The sequence below is a fragment of the Acetobacter farinalis genome (assembly GCF_011516935.1).
Taxonomy (GTDB): domain Bacteria; phylum Pseudomonadota; class Alphaproteobacteria; order Acetobacterales; family Acetobacteraceae; genus Acetobacter; species Acetobacter farinalis.
Genome location: NZ_WOTF01000001.1, coordinates 619,069 through 632,948, shown reverse-complemented (window position 1 = coordinate 632,948; position 13,880 = coordinate 619,069). Strand labels below are relative to the sequence as shown.

At 58.5% G+C, this 13,880-nt stretch carries 16 protein-coding genes, 1 pseudogene and 1 riboswitch; of the genes and pseudogenes, 9 read left to right on the top strand and 8 right to left on the bottom strand.

The window, feature by feature from the left end:
- Positions 1–2: 2 nt before the first annotated feature.
- From GOB82_RS02875 to GOB82_RS02865, 4 genes and pseudogenes are all read right to left on the bottom strand, one after another.
- Positions 3–158, bottom strand: coding sequence for a hypothetical protein (locus GOB82_RS02875; protein WP_166119290.1), 156 nt, complete (start codon positions 156–158; stop codon positions 3–5).
- 161 nt (positions 159–319) lie between these two features.
- Positions 320–432: pseudogene (locus GOB82_RS13625) on the bottom strand (cation:proton antiporter); the annotation flags it as partial.
- Between the two features lie 139 nt (positions 433–571).
- Positions 572–853, bottom strand: a complete 282-nt coding sequence (locus GOB82_RS02870; protein WP_166119288.1) for a putative hemolysin — start codon at positions 851–853, stop codon at positions 572–574.
- A gap of 58 nt (positions 854–911) precedes the next feature.
- Positions 912–1,823 carry a LysR family transcriptional regulator gene (locus GOB82_RS02865; RefSeq protein ID WP_166119285.1) on the bottom strand — a complete coding sequence of 304 codons (912 nt, stop codon included), beginning with the start codon at positions 1,821–1,823 and terminating at the stop codon, positions 912–914.
- A gap of 147 nt (positions 1,824–1,970) precedes the next feature.
- On the opposite strand from GOB82_RS02865, the gene GOB82_RS02860 reads away from it, so the two are divergent.
- Entirely contained in the window at positions 1,971–2,744 is a 774-nt protein-coding gene (locus GOB82_RS02860; protein WP_166119283.1) for an SDR family oxidoreductase, read from the top strand.
- A 97-nt stretch (positions 2,745–2,841) separates the two neighbouring features.
- Positions 2,842–2,959, top strand: a riboswitch (SAM-I-IV-variant riboswitch).
- 52 nt (positions 2,960–3,011) lie between these two features.
- A complete protein-coding gene (locus GOB82_RS02855; protein ID WP_166119280.1) occupies positions 3,012–4,052 on the top strand; it encodes a threonine aldolase family protein in 1,041 nt (346 codons plus the stop codon).
- Here the strand turns inward: GOB82_RS02855 and GOB82_RS02850 are convergent.
- The gene (locus GOB82_RS02850; RefSeq protein WP_166119277.1) at positions 4,037–4,198 is read right to left on the bottom strand and encodes a hypothetical protein; all 162 of its coding nucleotides are present in this window, start codon (positions 4,196–4,198) and stop codon (positions 4,037–4,039) included. The two genes, GOB82_RS02855 and GOB82_RS02850, sit on opposite strands and share 16 nt — an antisense overlap.
- Here GOB82_RS02850 and bioB point away from each other — a divergent pair.
- The 5 genes from bioB (at position 4,197) to GOB82_RS02825 (ending at position 8,884) form a co-directional block, all read left to right on the top strand.
- Positions 4,197–5,198 carry a biotin synthase BioB gene (bioB, locus tag GOB82_RS02845; RefSeq protein WP_166119275.1) on the top strand — a complete coding sequence of 334 codons (1,002 nt, stop codon included), beginning with the start codon at positions 4,197–4,199 and terminating at the stop codon, positions 5,196–5,198. The genes GOB82_RS02850 and bioB overlap by 2 nt on opposite strands.
- 45 nt (positions 5,199–5,243) lie before the next feature.
- Positions 5,244–5,888, top strand: a complete 645-nt coding sequence (gene queE / locus GOB82_RS02840; RefSeq protein WP_166119272.1) for a 7-carboxy-7-deazaguanine synthase — start codon at positions 5,244–5,246, stop codon at positions 5,886–5,888.
- Between the two features lie 3 nt (positions 5,889–5,891).
- The gene (gene queC / locus GOB82_RS02835) at positions 5,892–6,620 is read left to right on the top strand and encodes a 7-cyano-7-deazaguanine synthase QueC (protein ID WP_166119270.1); all 729 of its coding nucleotides are present in this window, start codon (positions 5,892–5,894) and stop codon (positions 6,618–6,620) included.
- Entirely contained in the window at positions 6,613–7,140 is a 528-nt protein-coding gene (locus GOB82_RS02830; protein WP_166119267.1) for a 6-pyruvoyl trahydropterin synthase family protein, read from the top strand. Before queC ends, GOB82_RS02830 begins: the two co-directional genes overlap by 8 nt.
- Positions 7,141–7,465: 325 nt before the next feature.
- Positions 7,466–8,884, top strand: coding sequence for a carbohydrate porin (locus GOB82_RS02825; protein ID WP_265794104.1), 1,419 nt, complete (start codon positions 7,466–7,468; stop codon positions 8,882–8,884).
- A 13-nt stretch (positions 8,885–8,897) separates the two neighbouring features.
- On the opposite strand, the gene GOB82_RS02820 is transcribed toward GOB82_RS02825, so the two are convergent.
- The gene (locus GOB82_RS02820) at positions 8,898–10,391 is read right to left on the bottom strand and encodes a malate:quinone oxidoreductase (protein ID WP_166119265.1); all 1,494 of its coding nucleotides are present in this window, start codon (positions 10,389–10,391) and stop codon (positions 8,898–8,900) included.
- 270 nt (positions 10,392–10,661) lie between these two features.
- Between GOB82_RS02820 and GOB82_RS02815 the strand changes: the two genes are divergently transcribed.
- Positions 10,662–11,093: an OsmC family protein gene (locus tag GOB82_RS02815; protein WP_166119263.1), complete on the top strand. Its 432-nt coding sequence runs from the start codon at positions 10,662–10,664 to the stop codon at positions 11,091–11,093.
- A gap of 3 nt (positions 11,094–11,096) precedes the next feature.
- Here the strand turns inward: GOB82_RS02815 and aroC are convergent, their stop codons facing one another.
- Together aroC and fabI are read right to left on the bottom strand one after the other, a co-directional pair.
- A complete protein-coding gene (gene aroC, locus GOB82_RS02810) occupies positions 11,097–12,167 on the bottom strand; it encodes a chorismate synthase (RefSeq protein ID WP_166119260.1) in 1,071 nt (356 codons plus the stop codon).
- Between the two features lie 8 nt (positions 12,168–12,175).
- Positions 12,176–13,015, bottom strand: a complete 840-nt coding sequence (gene fabI, locus GOB82_RS02805) for an enoyl-ACP reductase FabI (RefSeq protein WP_166119257.1) — start codon at positions 13,013–13,015, stop codon at positions 12,176–12,178.
- 167 nt (positions 13,016–13,182) lie between these two features.
- On the opposite strand from fabI, the gene pdxH reads away from it, so the two are divergent.
- Entirely contained in the window at positions 13,183–13,818 is a 636-nt protein-coding gene (gene pdxH / locus GOB82_RS02800) for a pyridoxamine 5'-phosphate oxidase (RefSeq protein WP_166119255.1), read from the top strand.
- The last annotated feature ends 62 nt before the right edge of the window (positions 13,819–13,880 follow it).

Genomic DNA, 13,880 nt, shown 5'->3' with positions numbered 1-13,880 from the left:
AATTATTCTATTTCAATATGATAGAAGGGGTCACGATGGCGGGCCGCCTGATCAGCTTTGCTCTGGCAGGCACCATAAACCAGAACTCCATCACCAACGCCGCTTCGGCCGCGCCAGACCACAGCATGGTACGGCTCATTCCAAACCACGACCATCATACCAATCGGGCACAGTTTTCGAGCGCCGCATGGTATTTAGTTGGCATAATATATCTTATGCGATTTACGTCTGTGCGCGTAATACGGTCCCGCTACGGCTCGGATGCTATTGCGGGATAGAGCCTGCGTACAAGCCGCTCCATGCTTAGCCCCTACACAATAATATCGAGTTCCCTGCGGGATGCGTTATCAAAAATGGTATGGCTATACCGTGTCCAAAACAAAGCCCGGCCACAACAACAGCGATCGCGCCTGACATGCCAAGCTGGTTGGCCTGAAGCGGCCCCGGCGGCGCGTCAAGCAAAACCGGAAATGCGCCTCTCACGGTAAAGCTGCATATATTTGACGGCAGAAGAAAGGGCTCCAGAGGAACCCTCCCCCTCCCGGACAAAACCAGCAGTTGAACCCCGCTCTTATCGGGCCGGGCGCGGGTTATCGCGGCGGAACAGCGCCCATTGTTCCATGACTGTGCCATCCGGCAGGTGGCAGTAGGTAACCTGCCCCTTGCCGGCTTCCTGCTGCATGCTCAGCGTGCCGCCTTTTTTGATACAATACACTGCCGCCGGGTTGGGAACACGCAGCGGCCTGACACTGCTTGCCGCACGATCCTGCTGCTGATGTTCGCACCCTGCCAGCATGCCTGCGGCACAGAGTGCGAGGGTTGCACGGGTCAGGCGAATGGAAAGAGACGTCATGAAACCAGTTCCTGTTTCTATCATGTTGGAAAGAGTGTTCCCCAATGTTCAGGATTTGTCACGCCCCTGCGGAATGCAGACAGGGTTCCAGCAGCGCGCAGAGCCAGTCTGCAAAGACCTGCAACCTGTGGGAGAGATGCCGCCGATGCTGGTAGACCAGCGCCATTGGCATGGGGGCGGCGCGATATCCGGGGAGCACCGCCACAAGCTCGCCCGACTTCAGGTGTTGCTGAACATCGTAGGCGGGCACCTGAATCAGGCCCAGACCCGCCAGAGCGCAGGCAATAAGCGCCTCAGCACTGTTCACCGTCACCCGGGCCTCCATCGCACAGGTGCGTATCTGCCCGCCTTCCTGCCACTCCCACTCTTCAACGCGCCCGCTGAAGGCTGAGGCATACCCCACAGCCTGATGCCCCGGCAGGTCTTGCGGCGTGCGCGGCATCCCATAGCGGGCCAGATAGGCCGGACTTGCCACGCTCACCACGGCAAGGTCTCCCAGCCTGCGGGCAATCAGGCCGGATTCCTGAAGGGCGCCAATCCGCACCACGCAATCCACACCATCCTCCACCAGATTAACCGGCCGGTCGGTCACGCCCAGTTCAAGGTCAATTTCAGGGTACCGCGCAAGAAACTCAGGTAAAGCCGGAGCCACAATCAAGCGCCCGATGCGCCCGGGCATATCCACACGCAGGACACCGCGCGGGGCGGATTTATCACGCCGGAACAGGCTTTCGGCTTCTTCCACATCAGCCACCAGACGATGGCACACGTCATAAAAAGCCCGCCCATCCGCTGTGATGGACACCGAGCGTGTTGTGCGGGAGAGCAGACGCGCCCCTACCCTGCTCTCCAGAGTCTGGATTGCGGTGGAGATGGAGGAGCGCGGCATGTTCAGCGTATCGGCAGCCCGAGAGAAACTTCCGGCATCCACAACCCGCAGAAAAATACGAAAAAGATCAATCCGGTCCATCGGCCCTCAGGAACACCCTGCCATTGTTCGGATTATACGACAAGTGTTGTCTTGAAACACCCCTTTATTAATGGAAATGAGATGATAGCGTGTTCACCATGAAAGTCCGCATCCTGCGGTTTCTTTCAACGAAAGGACGAACCGGATATGGCAGACCACAGCATTAAAGGAAAAATCGCCCTGATTACCGGCGGTGCCAAGAATCTTGGCGGACTGATTGCCCGCGATCTGGCCGCACACGGCGCAAAAGCCATTGCCATCCATTATAATAGTGACGCCAGCCGCGCCGATGCGGAGAAAACCCTGGCAGACCTGAAGGCCGCCGGTGTGAAGGCCGTGGCATTTCAGGCGGACCTCACCACCGCAGGCGCCTGCGCCAAACTTTTTGCAGATACGATTGCCGCCATTGGCAAGCCGGATATTGCCATCAATACCGTTGGTAAAGTTCTGAAAAAGCCGATTGCAGACACATCGGAAGCTGAATTTGACGAGATGTTCGCCATCAATTCAAAGGCCGCCTATTTCTTTATCAAGGAAGCCGGGCAGCACCTGAATGACAACGGCAAGATCGTGACACTCGTCACATCTTTGCTTGGTGCCTATACCCCGTTCTATTCCACGTATGCGGGCTCCAAAGCACCTGTCGAACATTTCACACGAGCTGCTTCCAAGGAGCTTGGCGCCCGTGGCATTTCGGTCAATGCCATAGGTCCGGGGCCGATGGATACGCCCTTCTTCTATGGTCAGGAAGCGCCCGATGCCGTGGCGTATCACAAATCCGCCGCAGCTCTCTCCGCATTCAGCAAGACCGGGCTGACGGATATTGAAGATATCGTCCCCATCATCCGGTGTCTGGTCTCTGATGGCTGGTGGATGACGGGCCAGACCATTTTGGTCAACGGCGGCTACACCACCAAATAACCACCAGCGGGGGAAGATGGTTGCATCAAGCGCCCCTTCCCCCTGCTTTTCTATGCGGGCAGTTGCATTTTCTTATCAATTATTTATGAAAGGACTCAAGAAGCATCAAGAGTCAGGCCGACGCCTGGCACCAACCTGCGCCCGTGCAAGGTGGTGCCTTCCCTGCAAGCGCAGAGAAGGGATGTGGCCAGAAGACCGGCAATAACGGACCCATGCCACGCGCGTCGTCGCTTTGTCTTTTGATCTACACTGCATGGAAAGATCAACATGACACAGAACACCCAGCAATTTGCCAGCGATAACTATGCAGGCATCTGCCCTGAAGCCTGGGCCGCCATGCAGGATGCCAATCAGGGCTATGTTCCCGCCTATGGGGACGATATCTGGACCACCAAAGCCTCAGATGCCTTCCGCACCCTGTTTGAAACAGACTGCGAGATCTTCTTCGCCTTCAATGGCACGGCAGCCAACGCGCTGGCTCTGGCCTCGCTCTGCCAGTCCTATAACAGTGTCATCTGTTCCGCCGTGGCGCATGTGGAAACGGATGAATGCGGGGCTCCGGAGTTTTTCTCAAACGGCTCCAAATTGCTGACAGTCCCTACCCAGGGCGGCAAGCTGACGCCGGAGGCCATCCGCTCTCTGGCCACTGGCCGCTCGGACATCCACTTCCCCAAACCCCGCGCCGTGACCATCACCCAGCCGACAGAAACCGGGCAGGTCTACACACTGGAGGAAATTCGGGCCATTTCCGCCGTATGCCGGGATCTGGGCCTGCGGCTGCATATGGATGGCGCCCGCTTTGCCAATGCCTGCGCGGCCCTCGGCTGCTCCCCGGCGGAAATGACATGGCAATCCGGTGTGGATGTGCTGTGTTTTGGCGGCACAAAGAACGGCATGGCTGTAGGCGAAGCAATTCTCTTTTTTGACCCCAAACTCTCGGAAGGCTTCGATTACCGCTGCAAGCAGGCCGGGCAACTGGCCTCCAAAATGCGTTTTCTGGCAGCCCCGTGGGTCGGTATTCTGGAAAGCGGAGCCTGGCTGCGCAATGGCCGCAGCGCCAACGCCGCCGCAGCCCATCTGGCCGGACAGATCCGCCCGCTTGAAGGGCTGGAGCTGATGTTCCCCGTGGAAGCCAATGCCGTGTTCCTGAAAGCCCCGGCGGCACTGCTGGACGGGTTGCGGGAAAAAGGCTGGCGGTTTTATACCTTTATCGGAGGGGGGGCGCGCTTCATGTTCGCATGGAATGCTGATCTGGCTCAGGTTGACGCTCTGGCGGAAGACATCAGGCAGCTTCACGCCGCGCTGTAGAAAACCTCATCTCCCCGTGGGGCCGGGTCCACTCCCGGCCCGGCAAGGTGCGCCGTTTGTGCAGGCAGGTCGTACAGGCTGGCCTTGCCGGGATAAAGCGGATATGTTCGGCCCTGTTTTCCACTCAAAATCTGGTTTTTGCGCATGCCTGACGGTTCTTCTCCTGTAACGCGTTCCTCTTCAGCCAATTTGCCGGAAGTCCGTCATGACTGGACGGTGCCGGAAATTCAGGCGCTGCTGGATCTTCCGTTTCCGGAGCTGATGTTCCGCGCCCAGACAACGCACCGCGCGCACTTTGACCCCACAGACATGCAGATCTCCACGCTGCTTTCCATCAAGACCGGTGGCTGCCCGGAAGACTGCGCCTATTGCCCCCAGAGCGCCCTGCACGAAAAAAGCGTGAAGGCCGAACGCCTGATGGCGGTGGATGCTGTCCTGACCGAAGCCCGCAAGGCGAAGGATGCCGGAGCCAGCCGCTTCTGCATGGGTGCCGCATGGCGCTCCCCCAAGGAGCATGATCTGGAAACCGTGTGCGCCATGATTGAGGGCGTAAAGGAACTGGGGCTGGAAACCTGCGTGACGCTGGGCATGCTGGACGCCGGGCAGGCCGGCAAACTGCGTGACGCCGGGCTCGATTATTACAACCATAATCTGGATACTTCCCCGGAATATTATGGGGATATCATCTCCACCCGCACCTATCAGGACCGCCTGGACACCCTCTCCAACGTGCGTGACGCAGGTATTAACGTCTGCTGCGGCGGCATTGTCGGCATGGGTGAGAGCGAAACGGACCGCGCCGGGTTGATTGCAGCCCTCGCCACCCTGCCCACACACCCGGAAAGCGTGCCGATCAACCTGCTGGTGCGCGTGAAAGGCACGCCGCTGGGAGAGTCTGAAGCGGTCGATCCGCTCGATTTCATCCGCATGATTGCTGCTGCCCGGATCACCATGCCCAAAAGCCGGGTTCGTCTGGCAGCCGGGCGTGAAAATATGAGCGATGAAACACAGACCCTGTGCTTCCTTGCCGGTGCGAACTCCATTTTTTATGGTGAACGCCTGCTGACCACGCCCAACCCGCAGGCAACGCGCGACCGCAAGCTGCTGGACAAGCTGGGCATGCGCACAACCGGCATTACAGTCTAAAAAGTTGCTTGCATTCTGTGCCTGATCTGCGTCAGGTGCTGTCGCATGTCTTATATGGTCAAGGAAATGTTCCTCACCCTTCAGGGTGAGGGCGGACAGGCTGGGCGACCAGCCGTGTTCTGTCGTTTTGCGGGATGCAACCTGTGGTCCGGTCGGGAAGCTGACCGGGCTGAAGCCATCTGCACCTTCTGCGATACCGATTTTGTCGGCACGGATGGTGAAGGCGGCGGCAAGTTTGAAACAGCCGATGCGCTCGCCAGCAGAATTGCCGGCTTCTGGCCCGAGCAGGCCGATGCCATGCGTGTGCCGGGGCTGGTGGTGTTCACCGGTGGTGAACCGCTGCTTCAACTGGACGCCCCGCTGATTGAGGCCATGCATGCACGAAACTTTTCCATTGCGGTGGAAAGCAACGGCACCCTGCCCGCCCCTGCCGGCATTGACTGGCTGTGCATCAGCCCCAAAGCTGGCGCGGCCCTTGAACAGACACACGGCACGGAACTCAAGCTGGTCTACCCCCAGCCGGGGCTGGACCCGGCAACGCTGGAACACCTTGATTTCAAATATTTCTGGCTTCAGCCCATGGATGGCCCCAACCAGAATGAGGCGATACAGGCCGCCATCCGCTACTGTCTGGCCCACCCGAAATGGGGCCTTTCTTTACAGACCCACAAGCTGACCGGTATTCCCTGACCCATGTCCACACCCACACGCGCCCCTGAAGACGCCGCTCTTGTCCTGTTCTCCGGCGGGCAGGATTCCGCCACCTGCCTGGCCTGGGCGCTGGCGCGTTTTGGCCGCGTGGAAACACTGGGCTTTGAGTATGGCCAGAGGCATGCAGTGGAACTGGACTGCCGGGAGGCGCTGCGGGCTGGCCTGCGGGCACAAAATCCGCTCTGGGCCGAGCGTCTGGGGATGGACCACACCCTTGCACTTGGCGCGTTGGGGGATATTTCCGAAACCGCCCTGACCCGCACGGCGGAAATCGCCATGGCGGAAGGTGGCCTGCCCAACACCTTCGTGCCGGGCCGCAATATTATTTTCCTGACGTTTGCCGCTGCACTCGCGGCGCGCCGGGGCATCCGCCATATCGTCACCGGCGTGTGTGAGACAGATTATTCGGGTTATCCTGACTGCCGGGATGACACCATCAAGGCTGTGCAGGTGGCCCTCAATCTCGGGATGGACGCCCGTTATGTGCTGCATACCCCTCTGATGTGGATCGACAAAGCCGCAACATGGGCGCTGGCGGAAGAACTGGGGGGAGCCTCCCTTGTCTCCCTGATCAATCAGGAAAGCCACACCTGTTATCTGGGGGACCGCGGCACCATGCACCCGTGGGGGCATGGGTGTGGGGAATGCCCGGCCTGCGCCCTGCGCCGCACGGGGTGGGAAGAATATATCAAGGGAAAAGCCAATGCCTGATCTGGTTTTTACCCGTCGCTTTTCCATGGGGCATCGGCTGATCCACGGGGCCAGTGAATCCTGCGCCCTGCCTCACGGGCATAATGAATTTGTGACCGTGCGCCTCAGCCCGGTGCACCGCGCCCGGCTTGATGGCCAGGGCAACATGCCGGTCTCTTTCCAGAAAGCCAAAAGCACCTGGCATCGCTTTGTGGATGAAAAGCTCGATCATGCCTTGCAACTGGCGGAGGATGATCCCCTTCTGGCATGGTTTCAGGCCCATGAGCCCGCACGGGCGCAGCGTATTGTCATCACCCCCGGGGACCCGACAACAGAGCTGATGGTGTGCCTGATGATGGCAAAACTCAGCGCTTTTCTACACGCCGAAGGCGGCCTGCTGCGCTGCACAGAAGTCTCGTTGCAGGAAACACCCACCAATACGGTCACCTTCAGCGGAAATCCTGACGATCTGATCCCTGCTGTCAGGCCGCCTGAGGCCTGCTGGTGGCACCGTGCGGATATGTCTATCTCCGACATCTGATCCGCCAGCATGCAGGCCATCAGCCTGCAAGACTGCCTGAAAAATTACCGGAGAGACTGGGCAACCCACCTCCGTATTTCTCCCGAAAATATACTCCCCCGGTGAAACCGGAGCAGTGAACACATTTTTTGGAGCGCCCTTTAATTTTCTTTAATTTCATGGAAATTATCTAAATAATAGATTTTACCAATAAAATCAAACAAATGGTAAAATTTTGAAACAAATAAGCAGAGCATCGAAAAATTACCTTCAGCCTTACCCTGACTTATATGCAGCGCTGTGTAATAAATTCAAAAAAACGCTTCCCTTATTTGCAGTTTCTTTCATTCTTCTTTTTTCATTTTCCGTTTTTGACTCAGCCCATGCCCAGACTGAAGATCTGAATATTGGCTCTGAGCCCACCATTCGCGTCGATACTCCTTTACCAGAGAAAACGGTACACCTCTCCAGTGTCCCGCCCTTCTCCCGCCCTGAAGCCATGTTTGCAGACCCGGGTGGGATGACAAGCTGGCTGAGGCGGCACAGCATTGCCTTTCTGCTGGACAATACCAACGAGTTTGCGGGGGCTGTAACAAAACCCGCCAGAGGTGAGCAGTTCCGCTCTTACCGGCAAGGTGCAAGCAACGCCGGACAATATGCCACTTCGCTGAATATTGATTGGGAAACACTGGCAGGACTGAAGGGCCTGGCCACCCATATGATCACGGTCGGCCGCTACGGCACCACCGCCAACCGTATGTTTGGAGACTGGCTGAATCATAGTTCTGAAGATTATGGCGGCGGGGGAAATGTGGCCGTCCATCTGGTCATGCTGTATGCGGAAGAAACCCTGCTCAATAACCGTCTGGCTATTGCCGGAGGGCGCATGGCCCAGCTTTCCGATTTTGCCGCGAGTGAGCTGTTCTGCAATTTCATGAACAACAGCATGTGTGGTCGCCCCAAAGGCATTTCGGACAGCAACTACTTTGCAGGGTATCCGGCCGCAACATGGGCCTTCCGCGTGCGCGGGCGGCCAACGCGAAGTATTTACGTCCAGACAGGCGTCTATTTTGCAGAAAACGGCGTCTATCAGGTTGCGCAGCACCGTACGGGCTTCAAATTCAACGGGGCCAATATTGTCGGCCATGTCGTGCCTGTTGAGGCCGGCTGGGAGCCAAAACTGGGCAGAAGCCACAGTCTGGCAGGCCATTATAAAATTGGTGCAGCCTTGCAGGATGTTCCTGTGCCGGACACCTACCGGGACATCACGGGAAAACCTTATGTGCTGACAGGAGCCAAAGCGGCACAGCACCAGTATAGCTGGTCAAGCTGGCTGATGATGGACCAGCAACTGATGCGCTACCACAAGGCGCAGAAAGACTCCGGCCTTACCGCGCTGGCGGGGCTGGTTTATAACGATCCGCGCACCGCCCTGCGGGATTACGAGGTTTATCTGGCCATGCTGAGCAGGGGCTTCTGGAGCAGCCGCCCCTATGACACACTCGGCATTGCCTTCACCTACACTCATATTGCGCCGAATGTACAAAGGACCGAGGCGCTGCTGCAGCAGACCATGCACCCCATGATCAACCATGCCACCGGGGTGCAACGCCACGCCAGCACTCTGGAGGTCAACTACTCCATTCATGTCATGCGTGGCGTTATTTTCCAGCCGGTGTTTCAATATTACTTTCGGCCCAACGGGCAGGGCAACCTGCCCGATGCCGCCATGCTGGGCTTTAAAAGCCATATCGAAATTTTCTGAAAACCGGCCTTGCTCAGGCCAGTTGCAGAACCTTCGTGGTCTTCTCACGCAGTTGCGCGCACAGGTCCGGGTTATTGGCCAGTGTCTGGCCGTAGGACGGAACCATCTCTTTCAGCTTTGCTTCCCATTCCGGCAGCTTGTCGGCAAAGCATTGTTTCAGCACCGTCAGCATGATCGGTGCCGCGGTGGAGGCCCCGGGAGAGGCTCCCAGAAGCGCTGCCACAGACCCATCCTTGCTGGAAATCACTTCCGTGCCGAACTGAAGCACCCCGCCCTTTTTGGCGTCTTTCTTGATAATCTGCACACGCTGCCCGGCCACAACCAGTTCCCAATCCTTTGAACGTGCTGTGGGGACAAAGTCCCTCAGGGCGCTCATGCGCTCACTGTTGGACTGCATGACCTGCTGGATGAGATATTTGGTCAAAGGCCAGTTATCCCGCGCCACGGCCAGCATGGCGGTGATGTTATCCGCGCGGATGGAGCGCGGCAGATCCATCAGGGAGCCATATTTGAGAAAGCGGGTTGAAAAGCCCGCATACGGCCCGAACAGCAGGGCAGGCTTGCCGTCAATCATCCGGGTATCCAGATGCGGCACAGACATGGGCGGCGCGCCCACGGAGGCTTTGCCATACACCTTGGCCTTGTGCTGGGCCACAATCTCCGGATTGGTGCAGCGCAGGAACTGCCCGCTCACCGGAAAACCGCCAACACCTTTTGCTTCGGGAATTCCCGTTTTCTGAAGCAGGGACAGCGCACCACCCCCGCTGCCAATAAACACAAAGCGCGCATTGACGGTACGCTGCGTATTCAGGCGCATATCCTGCACCAGAACCTGCCACCGCCCGTCCGGCCCACGTTTAATGTCCTGCACATCATGCCGGGTGTGCAGGGGGCAACCGGCTGTTTCCACCAGATAGCTGAACAGCAGGCGCGTGAGTGCGCCATAATTCACATCCGTGCCATTCAGCGTATGGGTTGCGGCCAGCGCCTGCCCCGGCGTCCGGTCCTTCATGACCAGCGGCATCCATTCGGCCAGTTGGGCCGGATCTTCCGAATAGGCCATTCCGGCAAACAGCGGGTGCGCGCTCAGTGCTTCATGGCGCCTGCGCAGGAAGTCTACATTGGCATCCCCCCAGACAAAGCTCATGTGCGGCACCGGCGTGATAAAATCACGCGGAGAGGCAATAACACCGTTCTCAACCAGATGAGACCAGAACTGGCGGGAAATCTGAAAGGCCTCATTCACGCCAACGGCTTTGGTGATATCCACGCTGCCATCAGCATTCTGCGGCGTGTAGTTCAGCTCACACAAGGCGGAGTGGCCAGTCCCTGCGTTATTCCATGCGTCCGAGCTTTCTTCCGCCACGCTGTCCAGACGCTCAAAAATACTGATGCTCCAGTCCGGTTGAAGCTGCCGGAGAAACACCCCGAGCGTGGCGCTCATCACGCCTCCACCAATCAGGACGACATCAACGGACGAAGAACTCTCGGGTGTGGTGGAACTCATCTTGGTCTCCGCATCATTATCAGCCTCTTGCGTCCCATCGAAATCAGGTACCGGGCAGAAAGTTTTTCCGCATGCCGTGCTTCCCGCCCCGATGCAAGAGCGTGCTTCGGGTCATCTTGGTCGTTAAGCTGCTATCATATGCCACATTTTTTTCTCAGGGCAGTTCTCATCTCTGCGAGAGCGGAGCAGCATTGCGTGAACCTAACGGCTGAGGCAGCGTTTTCCGCACTCCTTGCCCCACAGCGCGCCCATGGCGCAAAGGATCGCACAATGACCATCAAGAAACACGGCTCCGCCCACTGGGAAGGGTCCATTAAGGAAGGGCGCGGCACGGTCTCTACCGAAAGCCATGCCCTGAATAACCAGCCCTATGGCTTCAACACCCGTTTTGAAGGCGCACCCGGCACAAATCCGGAAGAACTGCTGGGGGCTGCACATGCGGCCTGTTTTTCCATGGCGCTCTCCCTCATTCTTGGGGAAGCGGGCCTGACGGCAAAATCCATCAACACCACGGCTGAAGTCAGCCTGAACAGGGATGCAGGGGGTTTTGTGATTGATGGCATCGCCCTCACGCTGGAAGCCGATGTCCCGGGGGCGACACCCGAACAGTTTGAGGCTCTGGCCAACAAGGCCAAAACCGGCTGCCCGGTCTCAAAGCTTTTCAACGCGCCTATCACGCTGAACGCCAGACTGGTGGGCTAAAGTTCAGCCCACCTGACCACGATGCCGTAACAGATGGTCTGCCAGTACGCAGGCCATCATGGCTTCACCCACCGGCACGGCGCGAATCCCCACACACGGGTCATGCCGCCCTTTGGTGATTACGTCCTTGTTCTGGCCATCACGGGTGACAGACGGCACCGGCGCCAGCATGGAGCTGGTCGGTTTGACGGCAAACCGCACCACAATCGGCTGCCCGCTGGAAATGCCCCCCAGAATACCGCCCGCATGATTGGCGCCAAACACAATCCGACCATCCTGCATGGAGAGCGCATCCGCATTCTCAAGCCCGGTCAGGGCGGCAGAGGCAAAGCCATCTCCAATTTCAACGCCCTTGACGGCATTGATGCTCATCAGAGCCGCGGCCAGATCGGAATCCAGCTTGCCGTAAATCGGCGCCCCCAGACCGGGTGGCACACCCTCCGCCACAACTTCAATCACCGCGCCGATGGAAAGCCCTGCCTTGCGAATGCCGGCCAGATACTCTTCCCACTCCGGCACGCAGGCGGCATCCGGGCAGAAAAACGGGTTGCGTGTCACTTCATCCCAATCCCAGCGGGACCGGTTAATTTTATGCGGGCCAAGCTGCACCAGAGCCCCGCGAATACGCACCCCCTGCCCCAGCACCTGACGCGCCACCGCACCTGCCGCGACACGGCACGCCGTCTCGCGCGCGGAAGAGCGGCCGCCCCCCCGATAATCACGGATGCCGTATTTCAGGTCATAGGTGAGATCGGCATGGCCGGGGCGATAGGTCTGGGCGATATCCCCGTAATCGCGGGATCTCTGGTCCGTATTTTCAATCAGCAGGGAAATTGGTGTCCCTGTGGTCTGCCCCTCGAACACGCCGGAGAGGATACGCACGGCATCCGGCTCCCTGCGCTGGGTGGTAAAGGCCGATTGTCCGGGGCGCCTCTGGTCCAGAAACGGCTGGATATCCGCTTCCGTTAGAGGGAGCCGGGGGGGGCAGCCATCCACAACGCAGCCAATGGCCGGTCCATGGCTTTCACCCCATGTGGTGACGCGAAAAAGATGGCCAAAGCTGTTGAAGGACACGGTTTACCTCAGTCGCCAGCTACGGAGATATCAGGGGCGGAGGGGTTTTTCATCCCTACGATATTGTACCCGCAATCAACGTGATGAATTTCACCCGTCACGCCGGAGGAGAGGTCGGACAGCATATACAGCCCTGCCCCGCCCACTTCTTCCAGTGTCACATTGCGTTCGAGCGGTGCGTTATACTGGTTCCACTTCAGGATGTAGCGGAAATCCCCAATACCGCTGGCCGCCAGCGTCTTGATCGGGCCGGCGGAAATCCCGTTAACCCGGATCCCGTCACGCCCCAGATCCGCCGCCATGTACCGGACAGAAGCTTCCAGCGCGGCCTTGGCCACACCCATCACGTTATAATGCGGCATCACGCGCTCTGCGCCCAGATAGGTCAGGGTCAGCAGGGAGCCGCCATCCTTCATCAGGGCAGAAGCCCGCTGGGCGACGGCGGTGAAGGAAAAGCAGGAAATATCCATGGCGGTCAGGAACGCGTCACGCGGGGTGTCCACATAGCGGCCACGCAGAAACTGCTTGTCTGCCCAGCCAATGGCGTGCACCACAAAGTCCAGCTTGCCCCATTCGCGCTCCAGCGTGGCGAACAGCTCATCCAGCGCGGCCTCATCCGTCACGTCACAGGGCAGCACCAGAGAAGCCCCGATGCTTTCAGCAAGCGGCTTCACGCGTTTGCCGAGCGCTTCCCCCTGATAGGTGAAAGCCATCTCCCCGCCCTGCGCCGCAACGGCCTGCGCAATACCCCAGGCGATGGAGCGATCATTGGCAACACCCATTACCAGACCTTTTTTGCCCTGCATCAATGTGCCCTGGGCGGGCAATGTGGTGTTGTGAGAAGACATGCTGTGACCTCGACCTGTCTGTTTGAATATTAGTCTGATAACCGTTCCGGTTGGTCGCATACCACAGCGTGCTAAACAAGACCTAAGCGCTTGCGTACCGCTTCAAACCGTTCTTCCGTTTCGTTACAAAGCGTGAAGACAGCCATTCGTTGCAGAAAGACCCGGGTATGACTGAAACAACCACATCTTCCTCATCGGCTTCCGCACCGGCCCTGATTGACCTTGCGGCAAACCCGTTCACCCTGTTCGCCGCGTGGATGCAGGATGCGGAAAAAACCGAACCCTCAGACCCGAATGCCATGGTTCTGGCAACCAGCACGCCCGATGGCCACCCCTCGGCGCGTATCGTGCTGCTGAAGGGCGCTGATGAGCACGGTTTTGTTTTTTATACCAACCAGCATAGTCGCAAGGGCGATGAACTGGCGCAGAACCCGCATGTTGCCCTGCTCTTCCACTGGAAGAGCCTGCGCAGGCAGATCCGGATTGAAGGTGTGGTCACCCCCGTCACCCCGGAAGAGGCGGACGCCTATTTTGCGAGTCGGAGCCGCATCTCCCGCATGGGAGCCGTTGCCTCCGACCAATCCCGCCCACTGGCGGACCGCGCTATTTTCGAACAGCGCCTGAAGGATGTCGAAGCTCGGTATGAAGGGCAGGATCTGATCCCCCGCCCTGCCAACTGGTCCGGCTATCGGGTTGAGCCGGCCTGTTTCGAGTTCTGGCAGGAAAGACCCTACCGCCTCCATGATCGCGCCACATGGACGCGGGATGGAAACCACTGGAATGTCACGCGTTTATATCCGTAACCATCACGGAACAGACCAGCCAGCCAGTCCGACCGGCCAGTCCGATTCTCAGAAACGGGGAG

Excerpts from the sequence above, each read along its gene's own strand:
- GOB82_RS02875 (WP_166119290.1), bottom strand. The coding sequence starts at position 158 with ATGATGGTCGTGGTTTGGAATGAGCCGTACCATGCTGTGGTCTGGCGC.
- GOB82_RS02870 (WP_166119288.1), bottom strand. The coding sequence starts at position 853 with ATGACGTCTCTTTCCATTCGCCTGACCCGTGCAACCCTCGCACTCTGT.
- GOB82_RS02865 (WP_166119285.1), bottom strand. The coding sequence starts at position 1,823 with ATGGACCGGATTGATCTTTTTCGTATTTTTCTGCGGGTTGTGGATGCC.
- GOB82_RS02860 (WP_166119283.1), top strand. The coding sequence starts at position 1,971 with ATGGCAGACCACAGCATTAAAGGAAAAATCGCCCTGATTACCGGCGGT.
- GOB82_RS02855 (WP_166119280.1), top strand. The coding sequence starts at position 3,012 with ATGACACAGAACACCCAGCAATTTGCCAGCGATAACTATGCAGGCATC.
- bioB (WP_166119275.1), top strand. The coding sequence starts at position 4,197 with ATGCCTGACGGTTCTTCTCCTGTAACGCGTTCCTCTTCAGCCAATTTG.
- GOB82_RS02850 (WP_166119277.1), bottom strand. The coding sequence starts at position 4,198 with ATGCGCAAAAACCAGATTTTGAGTGGAAAACAGGGCCGAACATATCCG.
- queE (WP_166119272.1), top strand. The coding sequence starts at position 5,244 with ATGTCTTATATGGTCAAGGAAATGTTCCTCACCCTTCAGGGTGAGGGC.
- queC (WP_166119270.1), top strand. The coding sequence starts at position 5,892 with ATGTCCACACCCACACGCGCCCCTGAAGACGCCGCTCTTGTCCTGTTC.
- GOB82_RS02830 (WP_166119267.1), top strand. The coding sequence starts at position 6,613 with ATGCCTGATCTGGTTTTTACCCGTCGCTTTTCCATGGGGCATCGGCTG.
- GOB82_RS02820 (WP_166119265.1), bottom strand. The coding sequence starts at position 10,391 with ATGAGTTCCACCACACCCGAGAGTTCTTCGTCCGTTGATGTCGTCCTG.
- GOB82_RS02815 (WP_166119263.1), top strand. The coding sequence starts at position 10,662 with ATGACCATCAAGAAACACGGCTCCGCCCACTGGGAAGGGTCCATTAAG.
- fabI (WP_166119257.1), bottom strand. The coding sequence starts at position 13,015 with ATGTCTTCTCACAACACCACATTGCCCGCCCAGGGCACATTGATGCAG.
- pdxH (WP_166119255.1), top strand. The coding sequence starts at position 13,183 with ATGACTGAAACAACCACATCTTCCTCATCGGCTTCCGCACCGGCCCTG.